This window comes from Streptomyces oceani (genome assembly GCF_001751245.1).
GTDB classification, from domain to species: domain Bacteria; phylum Actinomycetota; class Actinomycetes; order Streptomycetales; family Streptomycetaceae; genus Streptomyces; species Streptomyces oceani.
Map to the genome: position 1 here is coordinate 16,053 of NZ_LJGU01000155.1, position 16,865 is coordinate 32,917.

Here is a 16,865-nt window from a genome sequence, read left to right on the forward strand (position 1 = left end):
CGGTCGGGCACTCGCGCCGCGCCCGGGCGCGGCGCGCGGGGACCGAGCGCGCGAGGTGCCGGTACCGACACCGCGACAGCGGACACGGCCGATCAGTTGCCGGCCTTCTCGTAAGCCTCGCGGATATTCGCCGGAACGCGACCGCGGTCATTGACCTCGTAACCCTGCTCCTTCGCCCAGGCACGGATCTTCGCCGTGTCCGGACCGGAACCCCCGCCGGAAGAGGCGGTTCGACCGCCACCCTTTCCGCGCCCGGACCGACCCGCGCGACGGCCGGCCTTTACGAAGTCCGCGAGGGCGTCCCGCAACTTGTCCGCGTTGGCGGTGTTGAGGTCGATCTCATAGCTCTTGCCGTCCAGTGCGAACGTCACGGTCTCATCCGCCTCGCCGCCCTCGAGGTCGTCGACCAGAAGAACCTGAACCTTCTGTGCCACCGGTTGCTCCCATTCGTCATCGAATACCGATTACGGATACTACCGATGAAAGCAAACCGCTTTTCCCGGAGAAACACAAACCCTCGACTGAGTTCAGGCGGTGGATCAGTGAGATTCGCGGGATGTTTCGGACATAGCGGAACGTTCAGAGATGCAGCAGCATGCGGCTGTTGCCGAGGGTGTTCGGCTTCACGCGTTCGAGCCCAAGGAACTCGGCGACGCCTTCGTCATAGGAGCGCAGCAGCTCACTGTAGACATCACCCTCAACCGGCGTCTCACCGATCTCGACGAAGCCGTGCCGGACAAAGAAGTCCACTTCGAAGGTCAGGCAGAAAATACGCCGGACCCCGAGCCAGCGTGCCGTCTGCAGCAGCTTCTCCAGGACCAGATGGCCCACCCCGGCGCCCTTGAGTGTCGGGTCGACGGCGAGAGTGCGCACCTCGGCCAGGTCTTCCCACATGACGTGCAGCGCTCCGCAAGCGACGACTCGCGCATCGTGATCACGTTCGGCGACCCAGAACTCCTGGATGTCCTCATAAAGAGTCACGGTCGCCTTACCGAGCAGGATGCGCTGGTCCGCATACCCCTCGACAAGCCGCCGCACCGCGGGCACATCGCTCGTACGCGCGCGCCGCACGGTCACTACGGCTGCGGAGTTCGCGGCATTCGACATGGTGCGAGCTTATCGCCCGGGAACATCGAGCCGGACACCGCTCAGTTGTACGACCCGCAGGGCATCCCGAAGCGCCTCGCCCTCTTCCGGCGACATCATGCCGAAGAAGTCGACAAGCGCCGCCGCGTGGTTGTCACTGGCCGACCAGGCTTCGTGCATCAGGGCCGCCGAGTAGGCCGCCCTGGTGGAGACGGCGGCATATTGATAGGCGCGGCCCTGTTGTTCGCGCCGCATCCAGCCCTTCTGATGCAGGTTGTCCATTACCGTCATCACGGTGGTGTAGGCGATGGACCGTTCCTCTTGCAGATCTTCGAGCACTTCTCGCACGGTGACCGGGCGGTTCCACCGCCATACCCGCGTCATGACCGCGTCTTCCAACTCTCCCAATGGCCGAGGCACAGGAGAATAGTAGGGGGAGAGGGGGCTGAATCAGCGCTCCGTCTTCTGCTGGGCCGCGTCCACGATGGCGTCCTCCTTCGCCTTGTTCGCGCCACCCTGGCTCTTCACGATGGTGACCACGAGCGCGGTGAAGGCTACCGCCATTACGACAGACGGGGTGAGGGCGGAAATGTAATCCATGACGGTCGGCCTCCTCGGCTGGGGTGGGTGACTCGACGAGCCTTCCCAGCGTATCGCCGTCCGCGCCGCCGCCCGCCCGGAGGTCCGCGGTGCGGGCGGGGACGCGGGATACGGCACGCCGTACGCCGCCGCCCCGGCTCCGGCCCGGAGGGGCNCCCTCTTCCGGCGACATCATGCCGAAGAAGTCGACAAGCGCCGCCGCGTGGTTGTCACTGGCCGACCAGGCTTCGTGCATCAGGGCCGCCGAGTAGGCCGCCCTGGTGGAGACGGCGGCATATTGATAGGCGCGGCCCTGTTGTTCGCGCCGCATCCAGCCCTTCTGATGCAGGTTGTCCATTACCGTCATCACGGTGGTGTAGGCGATGGACCGTTCCTCTTGCAGATCTTCGAGCACTTCTCGCACGGTGACCGGGCGGTTCCACCGCCATACCCGCGTCATGACCGCGTCTTCCAACTCTCCCAATGGCCGAGGCACAGGAGAATAGTAGGGGGAGAGGGGGCTGAATCAGCGCTCCGTCTTCTGCTGGGCCGCGTCCACGATGGCGTCCTCCTTCGCCTTGTTCGCGCCACCCTGGCTCTTCACGATGGTGACCACGAGCGCGGTGAAGGCTACCGCCATTACGACAGACGGGGTGAGGGCGGAAATGTAATCCATGACGGTCGGCCTCCTCGGCTGGGGTGGGTGACTCGACGAGCCTTCCCAGCGTATCGCCGTCCGCGCCGCCGCCCGCCCGGAGGTCCGCGGTGCGGGCGGGGACGCGGGATACGGCACGCCGTACGCCGCCGCCCCGGCTCCGGCCCGGAGGGGCGCGGCGTGGTCAGGCCGGCAACGCCTCCTGCCGCGGCTCCGTCGGGTGGCGCCGGGGCGGGAAGACCTCGGCCGGCGTGGGCACCGGGCGGGCGGGCTCGGCAGACGGCGGTTCGGTGTCCGTGGTCGGCGGGTCCCCCGCGGGAGCCTCGGTTGGTTCGTCGCGATCGTCCTCCGGCAGGGGCTGGCCGGCGGGAGCCGGCTCACGCTCGCGCTCTCCCTCCGGCTCCGGCTCACCGTCCGGCCGCCGCTCGCCCGTGGCCGCCGAGCGACCGCCGGGCAGCACCAACAAGCGGGCGCGTACGGCCTGTTCGGCAAGCCGTTCGCCGCGCTCCAGCAGCTCGGCTCGGCGCTTCCGCTCCGGCTCGTCGACGCCCGCGCCCTCGTCCCCGTCCGCGACCGGTTCGGCACACAGCATGCGCAGGGCCGCCAGGTCGTCCGGCCGCGGGAGGTAGCCGGCGGCCAGGGCGTCCTCGAGCTGCTCCAGATAGCCGGTCGCGGAGTCCGGCAGCGCCGCCCGGTGCCTGGCCAGGTCGGCCAGCAGGAAGGAGCGGAGTCTGCCCCCTTCCCGGGTGGCCACCTCCAGGTCCTGGGCCAGCTGACGGCACTCCTCGAGTGGCGGCTGGGGTTCCGCGGTGGACTTGCAGGCGATGGCGAGGGCGCCTCGGAGCACACGCAGCTCTTCCGCGCTGAACGCCATGCCCCCTCGCGATCCGTATGGCGTGGGCATAGGTTTACATTAGGCGCGACAGAGACTAAATCCGTTTATCGCTCGCAATGTGGCGTGGCGGCTGATGTGGCAATGTTTGACACATAAATCCCAAAATGGACAAAAGCCATATAAGCCCTGGCTATTCAGCCGCGCGACACGTTGCGCTCGTAGACCAGGCGCAGTCCGATCAAGGTGAGCCAGGGCTCGTGCTCGTCGATGACCGAGGACTCCCCGAGCACCATCGGGGACAGCCCGCCGGTGGCGATCACCGTGACCTGGTCCGGGTCGTCGGCCAGTTCACTGGCCATGCGGCGCACCACGCCGTCCACCTGACCGGCGAAACCGTAGAGCACCCCGGCCCGCATGGCCTCCACGGTGTTCTTGCCGATCACGCTGCGCGGACGGGCCAGCTCGATGGTGTGCAGCTGCGCGCCGCGTACGCCCAGCGCCTCCACCGAGATCTCGATGCCCGGGGCGATGGCACCACCGACGTACTCCCCGCGCGCGGAGACGGCGTCGAACGTGGTCGCCGTACCGAAGTCGACGATGACGCACGGGCCGCCGTACAACTCCACCGCGCCCAGCGCGTTGATCACCCGGTCAGCGCCGACCTCCTTCGGGTTGTCCATCAGGATCGGCACCCCGGTCTTGACGCCCGGCTCGACGAGGATCGTGGGGATGTCCCCGTAGTAGCGCCGGGTCACCTCCCGCAACTCGTGCAGCACGGACGGGACGGTGGCGCAGATGGCGATGCCCTCGATGTTGTCGCCCAGCTCCTCGCCAAGCAGCGGGTGAGTACCCATCAGGCCCTGCAGAAGCACGGCCAGTTCGTCCGCCGTCCGGCGCGCGTCGGTGGAGATGCGCCAGTGCTCGACGATCTCCTCCCCGTCGAACAGGCCCAGCACGGTGTGGGTGTTCCCCACGTCGATGGTCAGGAGCATGGTCAGCTCCCCCCACTGCCCGGCTCGGCACGGGTCTTCGGACCGGCACCGGTCGACGCGGCGTCCGTCCGAAGCCCGTCTGTCGGGGTGTCGACGCCACTCGCGGCGGCCCGCAGATCGAGACCGATGTCCAGGATCGGCGCGGAGTGGGTCAGTGCGCCCACCGCGAGGAAGTCCACTCCGGTGTCCGCGTACGCCCCCGCGTCGGCGAGCGTCAGCCGCCCGGAGGACTCCAGCCGTGCCCGCCCGGCGACCAGCGCGACGGCCTCGGCGGTCTCCCGCGGGCTGAAGTTGTCCAGCAGCAACAAGTCGGCGCCCTGGGCGAGCACCGGTTCGATCTGGTCCAGCCGGTCGACCTCCACCTCGATCGGCAGGCTCTCCGCGCCGAACTCCCGCGCCGCGTCGCGCACCTGGGCGAACGCCTCGGCCACGCCACCCGCCGCGACCACGTGGTTGTCCTTGATCAGCGCCGCCTCGGACAACGCGAACCGGTGGTTGACGCCGCCACCACAGCGCACGGCGTACTTCTCCAGGGCACGCAGACCGGGCGTGGTCTTGCGGGTGTCCCGCACCTCTGTACGGGTGCCGGCGAGCGCGTCGGCCCAGGCGCGGGTGGCGGTGGCGATGCCGGAGAGCCGGCAGAGGAGGTTGAGCGCGCTGCGTTCGCCGGTGAGCAGGTCCCGGGTACGCGTACGGACGGTCAACAGCGGCTGACCGGGCCCGACCCGATCGCCGTCCGCGACCAGCCGTTCGACCGCGAACTCCTCCGTGCACACCACCGACAGCACCGCCTCGGCCACCTGTAGGCCCGCGACGACCCCCGCCTCCCGGGCGGTGAGGTCGGCCGTCGCCATGGCCTCCTCGGGCACGGTGGCGACGGTGGTCACGTCCACCCCGTGGTCCAGGTCCTCCTCCAGCGCGAGGTGCGCGATGTCCTCCACCCGGACGGGGTCGAGCCCGGCCTCGGTCAACAGTTCCACCAGCCCCGGGTCGAGGCCGCACTCCAGCGGATCGAGGGCGTAGTCCCGGCCCTCGGGCTCCGGCCCGCAGCCGCAGCCGGAGCCGCAGCCACCACCGGTGTCCTCGGCGGGTGGCCCACCGATCTGCAGCAGCGGCACGTCCACCGGCTGTGGCCGGCGCTCTTCCTCCGAGCTGGGGCTGGTCACGCGTTCTCCTCGCGGGCAGTGGCCGGGCTGCGGTCCCGGGCGGGGGTGTGGACGGCGGGCGAGCCGGACGGGGCCGGCCTGCCCGACGTGGCGGGCATACCCGGTCCACGGGGCGGGACCTCGGGCGGGGCGTCGGACGTGCCGATCGGCGGGAGGGAGGTGCCCTCGGTCGTACGGGTCTCGAGAGCGTCGAGGGTGCGGCTGTCCTGGTCCGGACGCAGGCCGAGTATCAGATGGCGACCCCACTCGGTGTCGTCCCGCTCCGGGTGGTCCTCCCGCCAGTGGCAGCCACGGGTCTCGGTGCGGCGCAGCGCGGCGGTCACCAGCACGCGCGCCACCAGGTGCAGGTTGCTGGTCTCCCAGGCGTCCACGCCTGGTTCGGCCCGCCGGCCGCCGTCGCTCGGTCCTGCCGTCAGCGCCGCCAACTCGGCCAAGCGGTCGGCCGTACGCGCCAGGCTCTGCCCCGTACGCAGCACCCCGGCGCCCTCGGTCATGGCACGCTGCAACTCGGCACGAAGGTGCGCGGGGAGCAGCACGGCGGGCTCGGGGGCGTACGCGGGCGCCGGGGCGTACGCCGGTGGCTGTTGCGGCGGGTCAGCGCGCCGCTGGTCCTCGGGCGAGGTCCCCGGCTCGGCGGGTTCGCCGGGCTCAGTGGGCCCGACGCGCTGGGTGATGTGCCGCGCGATGCGTTCGGCGAACACCAGCCCCTCGAGCAGCGAGTTGGACGCCAGCCGATTGGCGCCGTGCACCCCCGTGCAGGCCACCTCGCCGCAGGCGTAGAGGCCGGGCACGGTCGTACGGCCGTGCAGGTCCGTACGGATCCCGCCGGAAGCGTAGTGCGCGGCGGGCACCACGGGGATCGGCTCGGTGACCGGGTCGATGCCGTGCGCGCGGCAGGCGGCCAGGATCGTGGGGAAGCGCCGTGCCCACATCGAGGCGCCGAAGTGCCGTGCGTCCAGATACACGTGCGCGGCGCCGGTCTCCCGCATCCGCCGCGTGATGGCCTTCGCGACGACGTCCCGGGGCGCGAGCTCGGCCAGTTCGTGCTGGCCGAGCAGGAAGCGCATGCCGTCCGCGTCGACGAGGTGCGCCCCCTCGCCGCGTACGGCCTCCGAGACGAGCGGCTGTTGTCCCTCGGCCGCCTCTCCGAGATACAGCACCGTCGGATGGAACTGCACGAACTCCAGGTCGCTCGCCCGCGCGCCGGCGCGCAAGGCCAGCGCCACACCGTCCCCGGTGGACACGGCCGGGTTGGTGGTAGCCGAGAAGATCTGGCCCATGCCGCCGGTGGCGAGTACCACCGCCGGAGCCCGTACCGCGCCCACCCCGTCCTGCCGGCCCTCCCCCATGACGTGCAGGCTGACGCCGGCCGCACGCCCGTCCGGGGCACGCAGCAGGTCCAGCGCCAGCGCGTTCTCGACCGTACGGATGCCGTGCGTGCGGACCGCGCGCACCAGTGCGCGGGATATCTCCGCGCCGGTGGCGTCCCCGCCCGCGTGCGCGATGCGGCTGCGGTGGTGGCCGCCCTCCCGGGTGAGCGCGAGTTCGCCGGTGTCCGGGGAGGTGTCGAACCGGGCACCGGTGTCGATCAACCGGCGCACCGCGTCCGGTCCTTCGTCGACGAGGACGCGGACGGCGTCCTCGTCGCAGAGGCCGGCGCCCGCGACCAGGGTGTCCGCCAGGTGCTGTTCCGGACTGTCGTCCGTGCCGAGCGCGGCGGCGATACCGCCCTGGGCCCAGCGGGTGGAGCCGTCGTCCAGCCGGGCCTTGGTGACGACGACCGTACGCCGCCCGGCCGCCGCGCAGCGCAGCGCGGCCGTGAGTCCGGCCACCCCGGAGCCCACCACGATGACGTCGGCCTCGATGGCCCAGCCCGGGACGGGCGCGGGCAGCGCGGTGGTGGCTGGCCGCTCGGACGTGCCGAGGTGCTGCCGCCCGGCTTCGACCCGCTCCGCGCCGTACGCCGCGGTGGCTCCGTCTCCGTAGGTCACGGTCGGGCTCCGTCTCCGGCGAACCGCAACGCGAGGTTGTCGATCAGGCGGGTCGTCCCCACCCGCGCGGCGACCGCGAGCACCGCCTCGCCCGCGAAGTCCTCGCTGACGGGAGTGAAGTCCGCGGGGTCGAGCAGCGCGAGGTAGTCGGTGCGCACGGTCGGTTCCATGGCGGCGGCCTCGTCCAGCACGGCCTGCGCGGCCCCCCGGGCCGGCCCCGGGCCCTGGCCGACCGCCCGTTCCGCGGCGAACAGGGCGCGGGAGAGGGCACGGGCGCTCTCCCGCTCCGCCGGCTGGAGATAACGGTTACGGCTGGAGAGCGCCAGGCCGTCCGGCTCCCGCACGGTCGGCACGCCCACGATCCGTACGGGGAAGTCGAGGTCCCGCACCATACGTCGGATCAGGGCGAGTTGCTGGGCGTCCTTCGTGCCGTAGAACGCGACGGTGGGGCGAGTGAGGTGGAGCAGCTTGGCCACCACGGTGAGCATGCCGTCGAAGTGGCCCGGCCGGTGCGCGCCCTCGTAACGCTCGCCCATCGGACCGGCCGCTATTCGCACCCGCGGCGCACCGTCCCGGTACACCTCCTCGGCCGCCGGCGCGAGGACGACGTCGGCGCCGGCCTCCGCCGCGACACGCAGGTCGGCGTCCAGGGTGCGGGGGTACCGGTCCAGATCCTCGCCCGGACCGAACTGCAGCGGATTGACGAACACCGTCACCACGACCTGTCCGCAGGCCCCGGCGTGCTCCCGGGCGGCCCTGATGAGGGCGGCATGGCCGTCATGCAGGGCGCCCATGGTCATCACCACGCAGCGTTCGCCGCTCTCCGGCAGCGCGGGGAGTTCCGCGGCGCTGTCGGCCAGCGGAACCGGCCGAGGGGCGGGGGTGGGCGCTGGGTGCTGGTCGCTCACTGGTCCGCCTCCGGGTCCGGGCCGTCGGGGCCCTCGGCTGCGGGGTCCTCGGCTGCGGGGCCCGGGCCCCTCGTGTCCCGGGGACGTCCCGGTTCACCGGTCGCCGGTTCACCGGTCGCCGACGTGTCGGCAGCCGCGGCACCGTCCTGTCCGTCGGTGTCCCCCGCACCGTCCCGGCCGCCGTCCGACGCCGTCGTGCGCCGTGGGGCAGCCGTGCCGTCCGGTTCGGAGAGCACGCCCAGCAGGGCCTCCGCCCGCTCCGGCCGGAGCCGTCCGTGCGTCATGGCCCGGTCAGCGGTCGTACGCGCCATCGCGAGGTAGCCGGTGAGGGCCTCGGGGGCGTGTGCCCGCAACTCCGCCACGTGCGTCGCGACCGTCTCCGCGTCACCCCGCGCGACCGGCCCGGTCAGCGCGGCGTCACCGGAGCGCAGACTGTTGTCCAGGGCCGCCGAGAGCAGCGGTCCGAGCATCCGGTCCGGCGCCGTCACGCCGGCCGTGCGCAACAGCTCCATGGCCTGAGCGACCAGCGTCACCAGGTGGTTCGAGCCGAGGGCGAGCGCCGCGTGGTAGAGCGGGCGGGACTCCTCGGCGATCCACTCCGGCTCCCCGCCCATCTCGATGACCAGCGCCTGCGCGGCCAGTCGCAACTCCTCGGGTGCCGTCACCCCGAACGCACAGCCCGCGAGCCGTTGCACATCGACGGGTGTGCCGCTGAAGGTCATCACCGGGTGCAGAGCCAGCGGCAGCGCGCCCGCGCGCAGCGCCGGCTCGAGTACGGCGGTGCCGTGCCGCCCAGAAGTGTGGACCAGCAGTTGGCCGGCGCGGATGGCGCCGGTTTCGGCGAGGCCACCGACCAGCCCCGGCAGCGCGTCGTCCGGCACGGTGAGCAGCACCAGCTCGGATCTGGCCAGCACCTGGGCCGGGTCCACCAGCGGAACTCCCGGAAGCAGGGCGGCGGCACGAGCTCGGGACGCCTCGGAGACCCCCGAGGCGGCGACCGGCCGGTGTCCGGCCAGCCGCAGGGCGGCGGCGAGCGCGGGCCCGACCCGGCCGGTGCCGACGACTCCGACGTCGAGCCGGGCCGGACGGTCCTCGGCGCGCGTGATGCCCTGCTCGGCGGACCTGGTGCCGCCGCTGGCCTCAGCGGTTCCGCCGGGATCGGTGCCGGGTGCCCGCACCGGGTCGGGTTGCTGCTGTGCGTTCACCGAGTGCTGACCTTCCGTTCGCCGTTCCGGTCCGCGGCGGGTACCGGACGATGCTGGGCCATGTTACGCGAGCGCGGCGCACCGGTGGCAGCGTGCGGCGGGCCCGGGTACGCCCGACGGGTGGCGCGTAGCGACCGCGCGTCGACCGTGCGCCGACTCACGTGCCGACCTCACCGGCCGACCTCACTTGTCGATGTCACCCACCACGAAGAAGAACGAGCCGAGGATCGCCACCATGTCCGACACCAGGGTGCCGGGCAGCAGCTCGGCAAGCGCCTGGATGTTGTTGAACGACGCCGAGCGCAGCTTCATCCGGTACGGCGTCTTCTCTCCCTTCGAGACCAGGTAGTAGCCGTTGAGCCCCAGCGGATTCTCCGTCCAGGCGTACGTGGCGCCCTCGGGCGCCTTGAGCACCTTCGGGAGCCGCTGGTTGATCGGCCCCGGGGGCAGTTGCCCGATCCGGTCCAGGCAGGCGTCCGCCAGCTCCAGGGCGTTGTGCGCCTGGCCGAGCAGCACCTCGAAGCGGGCGAGACAGTCGCCGCTGTCCCGGGTGACCACCCGCAGCACGTCGCGGAGTTCGCCGTAGGCCAGATACGGCTCGTCCCGACGCAGATCGAAGTCCACGCCGGACGCCCGGGCAATGGGGCCGCTGACGCCGTACGCCCGCACGGTCTCCTGGCTCAGGACGCCGACGCCCGCCGTACGTCCTCGGAAGATCTCGTTCCGCACGACCAGTTGGTCGAAGACGTCCATCCGAGAGCGGACCGCCGCCACGGCGTGCCGAGCCCGGTCCAGCCAACCTGCGGGCAGGTCCTCCTTCAGCCCGCCGACCCGGTTGAACATGTAGTGCATACGGCCACCGGAGACCTCCTCCATGACGTGCTGCAGCTCCTCGCGCTCCCGGAAGGAGTGGAAGACCGGCGTCATGCCGCCCAGTTCGAGCGGATAGGAACCGAGGAACATCATGTGGTTCAGCACCCGGTTCAGCTCGGCGAGCAGGGTGCGGATCCACACCGCGCGCTCCGGCACCTCCATCCCGAGCATCCGCTCCACGGCGAGCACGACACCCAACTCGTTGGAGAACGCGGAGAGCCAATCGTGCCGGTTGGCGAGGACGATGATCTGCCGGTAGTCCCGCGCCTCGAACAGCTTCTCCGCACCCCGGTGCATGTATCCCACCACCGGCTCGGCGGCGCTGATCCGCTCGCCGTCCAGGACGAGGCGCAGCCGCAGCACGCCGTGCGTGGAGGGGTGCTGCGGGCCGATGTTCAGCACCATGTCGGTGCTCTCGGCGGCCCCGCCGATGCCGACCGTCGTCTCCGTCATGCCGCCCAGTCTGGCAGTCCATCCAGTCCGGCACTTCCCGGTGCTCTCCCCCCGGCCGGCGGAGATCCGTGGGGAGGCGTACGGCCGTCAGTACAGCGGGAACCCCGACGTGTCGATCGTCCACTCGGCGATCGGCACGGTCTCCCCGAACGCGAAGGCGTCCCGCTTCTGGTAGGCCGGGCCGTCCTCGCCCGGGCCAATCTCGGAGAGCACCACACCGGTGCCCAGCCGGGGGTCGATGATCACGTACCACGGAATGCCCATACGCGGGAAGTCGCGCATCTTGCCGGTGTAGTCGTTCTCCGGATTGGATCTCGAGACGACCTCCACCCCCACCCGAACGTCCTTCGGATCGACGTAGTCGCCGCCCTCATCCAGCACGTCCAAGGGCAGGACCAGCAGATCCGGGCGACGCAGCACACCCACGAGCGGGTCCTCGACGTCGGCGCCGCCGTGCGCCACGAGATCGGAACCCTGCTGCTCCAACTGCCGGTTGAGCTGCCGCCCCGTGACAGCCACGATCCACTCATGCCGCTTCGCCGGGCTCATCATGACAATGACCTCGTCTCCAGAGATCTCCACCGCCCAAGACTCGGGTCGCTCGGAGATCTCCTCGGCCAGCGCGCGCATCTGTGCGTACCTGTCGTCGGTCATGACCACCATGTTGGCACCTTCCCGTCGTCCCGCCGGAAAGCCTGAGCAAGGCGCCACCAGCGCCGGTATCACTCGAAGGGGTCCCACCGCTTGGGCAGGCCCACCGCGCACACCAGCCAGCCGAATCCGCCCAGGCCCCGCGGGTCGGTCAGTTCGGCGGCCTTGCCGGCGGTGCTGAGCGCCCGTACGTACGCGGCGGCGTCGATCGACGCCCAGGAGAGCGGAGGCCGGCCACCCCGCACCCCGAGCGCGTGCAGGGCCGCGCGTTGGGTCAGCAGCCGCGGTTCACCGCCGGTCGCCCGAGCGCACGCCGCCGCGCACGCGTCCAACGCGACATGCGCGGTCAGATCCCGGCTGCCGTCCGGCACGGCCGACACCTGGCGCCCGTCCGCGTAACCGGTCAGGCTGCCGAAGGCCGGGCGGTCGGATCGGCTGTGGGCGTAGTCAACGGCGACCGCGAGGCCACGCTCCAGGGTGCCGACGGCCGTCGCCCACTCGGTGTCCCGCGGCCGACCGATCTCCGCGCGAACGCCCGGCTCGGCGCCCTCCAACGGCCACCAGCGCGCCAGCCACCGGGCGTCCGGGCCGGTGACCTCGGCGCCGAGTCGCTCCCGGCCCGTACGATCCACCCGTACGTACCGGACCGTGCCGGCGGCGTCCACCTCGGCGAGATCCACCGGGACGTTGTCCAGCCACTCGTTCGCGAAGACCAGCCCGGTCAGCGAGCCCGCCCGGGGCGGTTCCGCGCTCCAGGCGATACGCGGGTCCAGCCCGCTCGGGCGCGCGGCACGCTCCACGGCACGCGGGCGCAGTCGCCCGGCGAACTCCGCGTCGACCGTGCCGAGCACCGCCGTGAGCAGTTCACCGCGGCCGGCGCCCACGTCCAGCAGCGTGAACTCCCCGGGGTGACCGAGCCGTCCGTCCACCCGGGTCGCCAACCGCGCCACCGCCTCGGCGAACAGCGACGAGGTGTGCACGGATGTGCGGAAGTGGTCCGCCGGCCGCTCCCGTACGAAGAAGCCGCGCCGTCCGTACAGCGCGCGTTCCATGGCCGTACGCCACGGGACGGGTTGGTCCGGCGGCTCCGGCGCGTCCGGCTCCCGCGGCTGCACGGCGCCCGGTGACTCCGGTGACTCCGGTGACTCCGGTGACTCCGGTGACTCCGGGGCGCGCGCCCGGCCCGAGGGGCCCGAAGGCTGCTCGATCACGCCGACACCGTACGACCCCGCGGGTGGATCACCGAAAGCACTCCGAAAGCACTCCGGAAGCCGAGCGAGAGCCGAGAGCCAACAGCCGGCGGGCAAGCTAGGTCCCACCCAGGCACCTTGACATCCACCTTGCGGAGTACGTGAGTCCGCCACGGATCGCCCGTTCGATCGATCCGTACCCGTAGTTNGAACTCCGCGTCGACCGTGCCGAGCACCGCCGTGAGCAGTTCACCGCGGCCGGCGCCCACGTCCAGCAGCGTGAACTCCCCGGGGTGACCGAGCCGTCCGTCCACCCGGGTCGCCAACCGCGCCACCGCCTCGGCGAACAGCGACGAGGTGTGCACGGATGTGCGGAAGTGGTCCGCCGGCCGCTCCCGTACGAAGAAGCCGCGCCGTCCGTACAGCGCGCGTTCCATGGCCGTACGCCACGGGACGGGTTGGTCCGGCGGCTCCGGCGCGTCCGGCTCCCGCGGCTGCACGGCGCCCGGTGACTCCGGTGACTCCGGTGACTCCGGTGACTCCGGTGACTCCGGGGCGCGCGCCCGGCCCGAGGGGCCCGAAGGCTGCTCGATCACGCCGACACCGTACGACCCCGCGGGTGGATCACCGAAAGCACTCCGAAAGCACTCCGGAAGCCGAGCGAGAGCCGAGAGCCAACAGCCGGCGGGCAAGCTAGGTCCCACCCAGGCACCTTGACATCCACCTTGCGGAGTACGTGAGTCCGCCACGGATCGCCCGTTCGATCGATCCGTACCCGTAGTTTCCGTGCATACGCTGGGTGACGTGCACCGCATCTACGACTTCATCCGCCGACACCCGACGGGGGTGGACTGTAGCTGGGCGGTGTTGCTGCTGGTGATGTGCGGTGGCTGGTTGGCCGCGCTGCACCAGGCGCCCGAGAACGTACGCCCGGACACCGGGCCGCTGTACATGGCCGTTCCGCTCTCCGTCCTGCTGGCCGTCGTCGTCGCGCTGCGCCGCCGCGCCCCGGAGCGGATGCTGCTGCTGGCGGCCGGCACCGGCGCGGTGCAGATGATCGTCGGGGTGGAGCCGTTCATCGCGAACTTCGCCTTCCTGGTCATCATCTTCACCGCCGCCTCCCGGCACGTTATCTGGGCGTCCCGGTTCGCGTTCGCGGGCGCGTGTGTGGCACCGACCCTGTCCGGTATCCGGTGGCCGCACGAAGGGCAGTCGGCCGTCGAGGCCGCGCTCAGCACGGTCCTGCTGACCGGTCTGTTCATCCTCGCCTGGGTGCTCGGCGACTCTATGCGCACCCGTCGGGACTACTACAGCCAACTCGAGGAGCGGGCCGCGCGCCTGGAGCAGGAGCGCGAGGCCCAGGCCAAGGTGGCCGTCGCGGCGGAACGCGCCCGGATCGCTCGGGAGTTGCACGACGTGGTCGCGCACAACGTCTCGGTGATGGTGGTGCAGGCCGACGGTGCCGCGTACGTCCTGGACCAGGCGCCCGAACAGACCAGCCAGGCTCTGGAGACCATCTCCGGCACCGGCCGACAGACGCTCGCCGAGATGCGCCGGCTGCTCGGCGTGCTGCGCAGCGGCGAGGGCACCAAGGAGAGCGAGGAGTACGTGCCGCAGCCGGGCATGGAGCAGTTGACCGAACTGGTCGACCAGGTACGCGGCACCGGCCTGAGCGTGAACTTCCACATCTCGGGAACTCCGCGCGCGCTGCCCAGCAGCGTGGAGCTGACGGCGTACCGCGTCGTGCAGGAGGCACTGACCAACAGCCGCAAGCACGGTGGCCCGGACGTCGGCGCCCAGGTGCGGCTGACCTACGGCGAGGAGGAGCTGGCGCTGCTCGCCGAGGACGACGGCCGCGGTGCCCAGCGCGAACTGTACGAGGTGGGCGGGGAGGACGGCCGCGGGCACGGCCTGATCGGCATGCGGGAACGGATCGGCATGGTCGGCGGGCAGTTGGAGGCCGGTCCGCGGCCCGGCGGCGGCTTCCGGATCAGCGCGGTGCTTCCCCTGCGGAACGCGCGCTGAGCGACACCCAGCGACACCCCCGGCAACGATTGAGAGGAACGGCACCCCATGGCCATCCGTGTGATGCTCGTCGACGACCAGGCGCTGCTGCGCACCGGCTTCCGTATGGTGCTGGCCGCGCAGGAGGACATGGAGGTGGTCGCGGAGGCCGAGAACGGGCAGGAGGCCCTGGAGACGTTGCGGACGCAGGCCGTGGACGTCGTGCTGATGGACGTCCGGATGCCGGTGCTGGACGGGGTGGAGGCCACCCGGCACATCTGTGAGCTGGGCGAGGGCGGCCCCGGCGCGCCGAGGGTGCTCATCCTGACCACCTTCGACCTGGACGAGTACGCCTTCAGCGCGCTCAAGTCGGGGGCCAGCGGCTTCATGCTCAAGGACGTGCCGCCGGGCCAGCTGCTGTCCGCGATCCGCGCCGTGCACAGCGGCGACGCGGTCGTCGCGCCGAGCACCACCCGGAGGCTCATCGACCGGTTCTCCACGGTGCTGCCGGCCAGTGCGGCCGAACCGTCCGGGCACGGCCTGGACCGGCTGACCGAGCGGGAACGCGAGGTGCTGGTGCTGGTCGCGCAGGGCCTGTCGAACGGCGAGATCGCGGCGCACCTGGTGCTGTCCGAGGCGACCGTGAAGACGCACGTGGGGCGGGTGCTGACCAAGCTGGAACTCCGGGACCGGGTGCAGGCCGTGGTGCGCGCGTACGAGTCGGGACTGGTGCGCGCCAACCGGTGAGCCGGGATACGGATGATCACACGCCCGGAGCCGCACGTACGGAGCCGCACGCCCCGGCAACGGAGAGCCGAGCAGGGACAGCCGGCACCATCGGCTCAGCGCAGCACGCCCTCCAGGAAGTCGCTGCCGAGCCGGGCCGCGACCGTGAGATCCAGCTGGTGCAGGACGTAACGTCCGCGCCTGCGGGTGGTGACCAGGCCGGCCTTCTTCATGGTCGCCAGGTGCCGGGAGACCTCCGGGGCGCTCATGCCGACCGACTCGGCCAGCTCCCCGGTGGTGTACGTGGCGCGGGCCAGGAAACGCGCCAACTGCAACCGCATCGGATGGGCCAGCGCCTCCAGCCGCAGCTGTACGTCCTGCACGGAGGGCGGCCGGGAGATCTCCGGGGTCGCCGCCGGGTAGTGCACGACCGGACGCCAGGACGGCGCGTGCAGCACGAGCAGGTGTGGCCAACCCATCGAGGTGGGCACGAAGGTGACTCCCGGACCGATGGCCGGGTCCAGCGCCGTCGTACGGCCCTCGGACAGCTTGTCCGCCTGGATGCGCCCGCCGTTCTCGCTCAGGCTCAGCGCCGGTGACACGGCGGCCAACGCCTCGGCGAGGCCACGGTGGTTCAGCAGTTCGGTCTTGTGTCGCGCGTCGGCGGCCAGTTGGGTCTCCAGTCGCCGCCAGGTGTCCGCGAAGAACGCCTGTTCACAGTCCTCCAGCAGGCGGCGTATCCAGGACCGCACCACCGTCGGCTCGGTCAACAGCCGGCGGGTGAAGTCCTCCTGACGCGGTCCGCGCGCGGCTGCCATGTCCAGCGCGCGCTGCCGGGCGTCGGCGTCCACGAGCGGGGACGGACCGCCGCAGCCGTAGCTCGCGGAACAGGTGAACTCCAGCGCGGAGCCCACGAACCGCTCGTCGTCCAGTTGGTCCAGGATGTCCAGGTCCTCCGCCAGGGTCGCGCCCGGCTGTCCGTCCCGGGACGGCACTCCCGCGAACGGGGTCAGGATGTCGGAGAACGTCGGGCTCCACAGGAAGTCGGCCTCCCGCAACCGGTCCGCGAGGTCCGGCTTCAGGCCGGACGAGGTGGCGGTGGCCCAGCCGTGCAGGCCCGGGTGGTGCCCCGGTTCGGCCAACACGTGCAGCGCGTAGCCCAGTTCGGCTAGCGGCGACGTCCGGAAGACGTACCGTTCCGCGGGCAGGCCCCTGACCTCGATGTCCACGCTCATGACGCCATTGTGCAGGCGTCCCGGGAGCGACGGCGTCGATTGACCGCCTCCGTCAATCGGCGCGACGGGCCGCTGGAGCTCGGCGCACAGTAGTGGACAGCTCGCCGGCAACCAGGCCGTAGCGATACCTTTCTGGAGGAAACCATGGATATCACCCAGCAGTACGCCCTGGACGCCTACCGCGCCGCCCAGCACGGCACGCCCGCGCCCCCCGCACCGAGCAGCCGGGACTGGCGCACCGTGCGGGAACTGCGGGAGGCGCACCGGGACTCCGCCAGCCGCCGCACCGCCGCCAGCCGCCCGGCGGGCGTGCTGC

At 71.6% G+C, this 16,865-nt stretch carries 17 protein-coding genes and 1 pseudogene; 2 read left to right on the plus strand and 16 right to left on the minus strand.

The genetic code is table 11. The features are described from left to right. Positions 1 to 92: 92 nt before the first annotated feature. The 15 genes and pseudogenes from AN216_RS24335 to AN216_RS24390 all read right to left on the minus strand — a co-directional run bounded on the left by AN216_RS24335 (position 93) and on the right by AN216_RS24390 (position 12,446). Positions 93 to 434: a histone-like nucleoid-structuring protein Lsr2 gene (locus AN216_RS24335; RefSeq protein ID WP_070198875.1), complete on the minus strand. Its 342-nt coding sequence runs from the start codon at positions 432 to 434 to the stop codon at positions 93 to 95. Between the two features lie 145 nt (positions 435 to 579). After that, a complete protein-coding gene (locus AN216_RS24340; RefSeq protein WP_070198876.1) occupies positions 580 to 1,107 on the minus strand; it encodes an amino-acid N-acetyltransferase in 528 nt (175 codons plus the stop codon). Between the two features lie 9 nt (positions 1,108 to 1,116). Further along, a complete protein-coding gene (locus tag AN216_RS24345) occupies positions 1,117 to 1,506 on the minus strand; it encodes a BlaI/MecI/CopY family transcriptional regulator (RefSeq protein ID WP_079166946.1) in 390 nt (129 codons plus the stop codon). A 30-nt stretch (positions 1,507 to 1,536) separates the two neighbouring features. After that, positions 1,537 to 1,686: a hypothetical protein gene (locus AN216_RS29465; protein WP_170843213.1), complete on the minus strand. Its 150-nt coding sequence runs from the start codon at positions 1,684 to 1,686 to the stop codon at positions 1,537 to 1,539. A 157-nt stretch (positions 1,687 to 1,843) separates the two neighbouring features. Next, positions 1,844 to 2,125 (minus strand): annotated as a pseudogene (locus tag AN216_RS27800) (BlaI/MecI/CopY family transcriptional regulator); the annotation flags it as partial. Positions 2,126 to 2,191: 66 nt separating this feature from the next. Further along, positions 2,192 to 2,341: a hypothetical protein gene (locus AN216_RS29470; protein WP_170843213.1), complete on the minus strand. Its 150-nt coding sequence runs from the start codon at positions 2,339 to 2,341 to the stop codon at positions 2,192 to 2,194. A gap of 163 nt (positions 2,342 to 2,504) precedes the next feature. Next, positions 2,505 to 3,224 carry a hypothetical protein gene (locus tag AN216_RS24350; RefSeq protein WP_079166947.1) on the minus strand — a complete coding sequence of 240 codons (720 nt, stop codon included), beginning with the start codon at positions 3,222 to 3,224 and terminating at the stop codon, positions 2,505 to 2,507. A gap of 125 nt (positions 3,225 to 3,349) precedes the next feature. Beyond that, on the minus strand, positions 3,350 to 4,147 hold the full coding sequence (locus tag AN216_RS24355; RefSeq protein WP_070198879.1) for a type III pantothenate kinase: 798 nt from the start codon (positions 4,145 to 4,147) through the stop codon (positions 3,350 to 3,352). Between the two features lie 2 nt (positions 4,148 to 4,149). Then, positions 4,150 to 5,313, minus strand: a complete 1,164-nt coding sequence (gene nadC / locus AN216_RS24360; protein WP_079166948.1) for a carboxylating nicotinate-nucleotide diphosphorylase — start codon at positions 5,311 to 5,313, stop codon at positions 4,150 to 4,152. Next, positions 5,310 to 7,205, minus strand: a complete 1,896-nt coding sequence (locus AN216_RS24365) for an L-aspartate oxidase (protein ID WP_079166953.1) — start codon at positions 7,203 to 7,205, stop codon at positions 5,310 to 5,312. The genes nadC and AN216_RS24365 overlap by 4 nt, the downstream gene beginning before the upstream one ends. A 95-nt stretch (positions 7,206 to 7,300) precedes the next feature. Continuing rightward, positions 7,301 to 8,212 carry a pantoate--beta-alanine ligase gene (gene panC / locus AN216_RS24370; RefSeq protein ID WP_420855793.1) on the minus strand — a complete coding sequence of 304 codons (912 nt, stop codon included), beginning with the start codon at positions 8,210 to 8,212 and terminating at the stop codon, positions 7,301 to 7,303. Beyond that, on the minus strand, positions 8,209 to 9,318 hold the full coding sequence (locus tag AN216_RS24375) for a DUF2520 domain-containing protein (protein ID WP_070198892.1): 1,110 nt from the start codon (positions 9,316 to 9,318) through the stop codon (positions 8,209 to 8,211). The genes panC and AN216_RS24375 overlap by 4 nt, the downstream gene beginning before the upstream one ends. 282 nt (positions 9,319 to 9,600) lie before the next feature. After that, entirely contained in the window at positions 9,601 to 10,743 is a 1,143-nt protein-coding gene (locus AN216_RS24380; RefSeq protein ID WP_070198880.1) for an NADH-quinone oxidoreductase subunit D, read from the minus strand. An 87-nt stretch (positions 10,744 to 10,830) separates the two neighbouring features. After that, positions 10,831 to 11,397 carry a Uma2 family endonuclease gene (locus AN216_RS24385; protein WP_070198893.1) on the minus strand — a complete coding sequence of 189 codons (567 nt, stop codon included), beginning with the start codon at positions 11,395 to 11,397 and terminating at the stop codon, positions 10,831 to 10,833. 68 nt (positions 11,398 to 11,465) lie between these two features. Next, positions 11,466 to 12,446 (minus strand): SAM-dependent methyltransferase, encoded by a 981-nt coding sequence (locus AN216_RS24390; protein ID WP_070198894.1) that lies wholly within the window; start codon positions 12,444 to 12,446, stop codon positions 11,466 to 11,468. Between the two features lie 942 nt (positions 12,447 to 13,388). Between AN216_RS24390 and AN216_RS24400 the strand changes: the two genes are divergently transcribed. Together AN216_RS24400 and AN216_RS24405 are read left to right on the plus strand one after the other, a co-directional pair. Further along, the gene (locus tag AN216_RS24400; RefSeq protein WP_070198895.1) at positions 13,389 to 14,609 is read left to right on the plus strand and encodes a sensor histidine kinase; all 1,221 of its coding nucleotides are present in this window, start codon (positions 13,389 to 13,391) and stop codon (positions 14,607 to 14,609) included. 48 nt (positions 14,610 to 14,657) lie between these two features. Continuing rightward, positions 14,658 to 15,335: a response regulator gene (locus AN216_RS24405; RefSeq protein ID WP_070198882.1), complete on the plus strand. Its 678-nt coding sequence runs from the start codon at positions 14,658 to 14,660 to the stop codon at positions 15,333 to 15,335. A 95-nt stretch (positions 15,336 to 15,430) separates the two neighbouring features. Here AN216_RS24405 and AN216_RS24410 read toward each other — a convergent pair whose 3' ends face one another. Next, positions 15,431 to 16,549: a DUF5937 family protein gene (locus AN216_RS24410; protein WP_070198883.1), complete on the minus strand. Its 1,119-nt coding sequence runs from the start codon at positions 16,547 to 16,549 to the stop codon at positions 15,431 to 15,433. Positions 16,550 to 16,865: the final 316 nt, after the last annotated feature.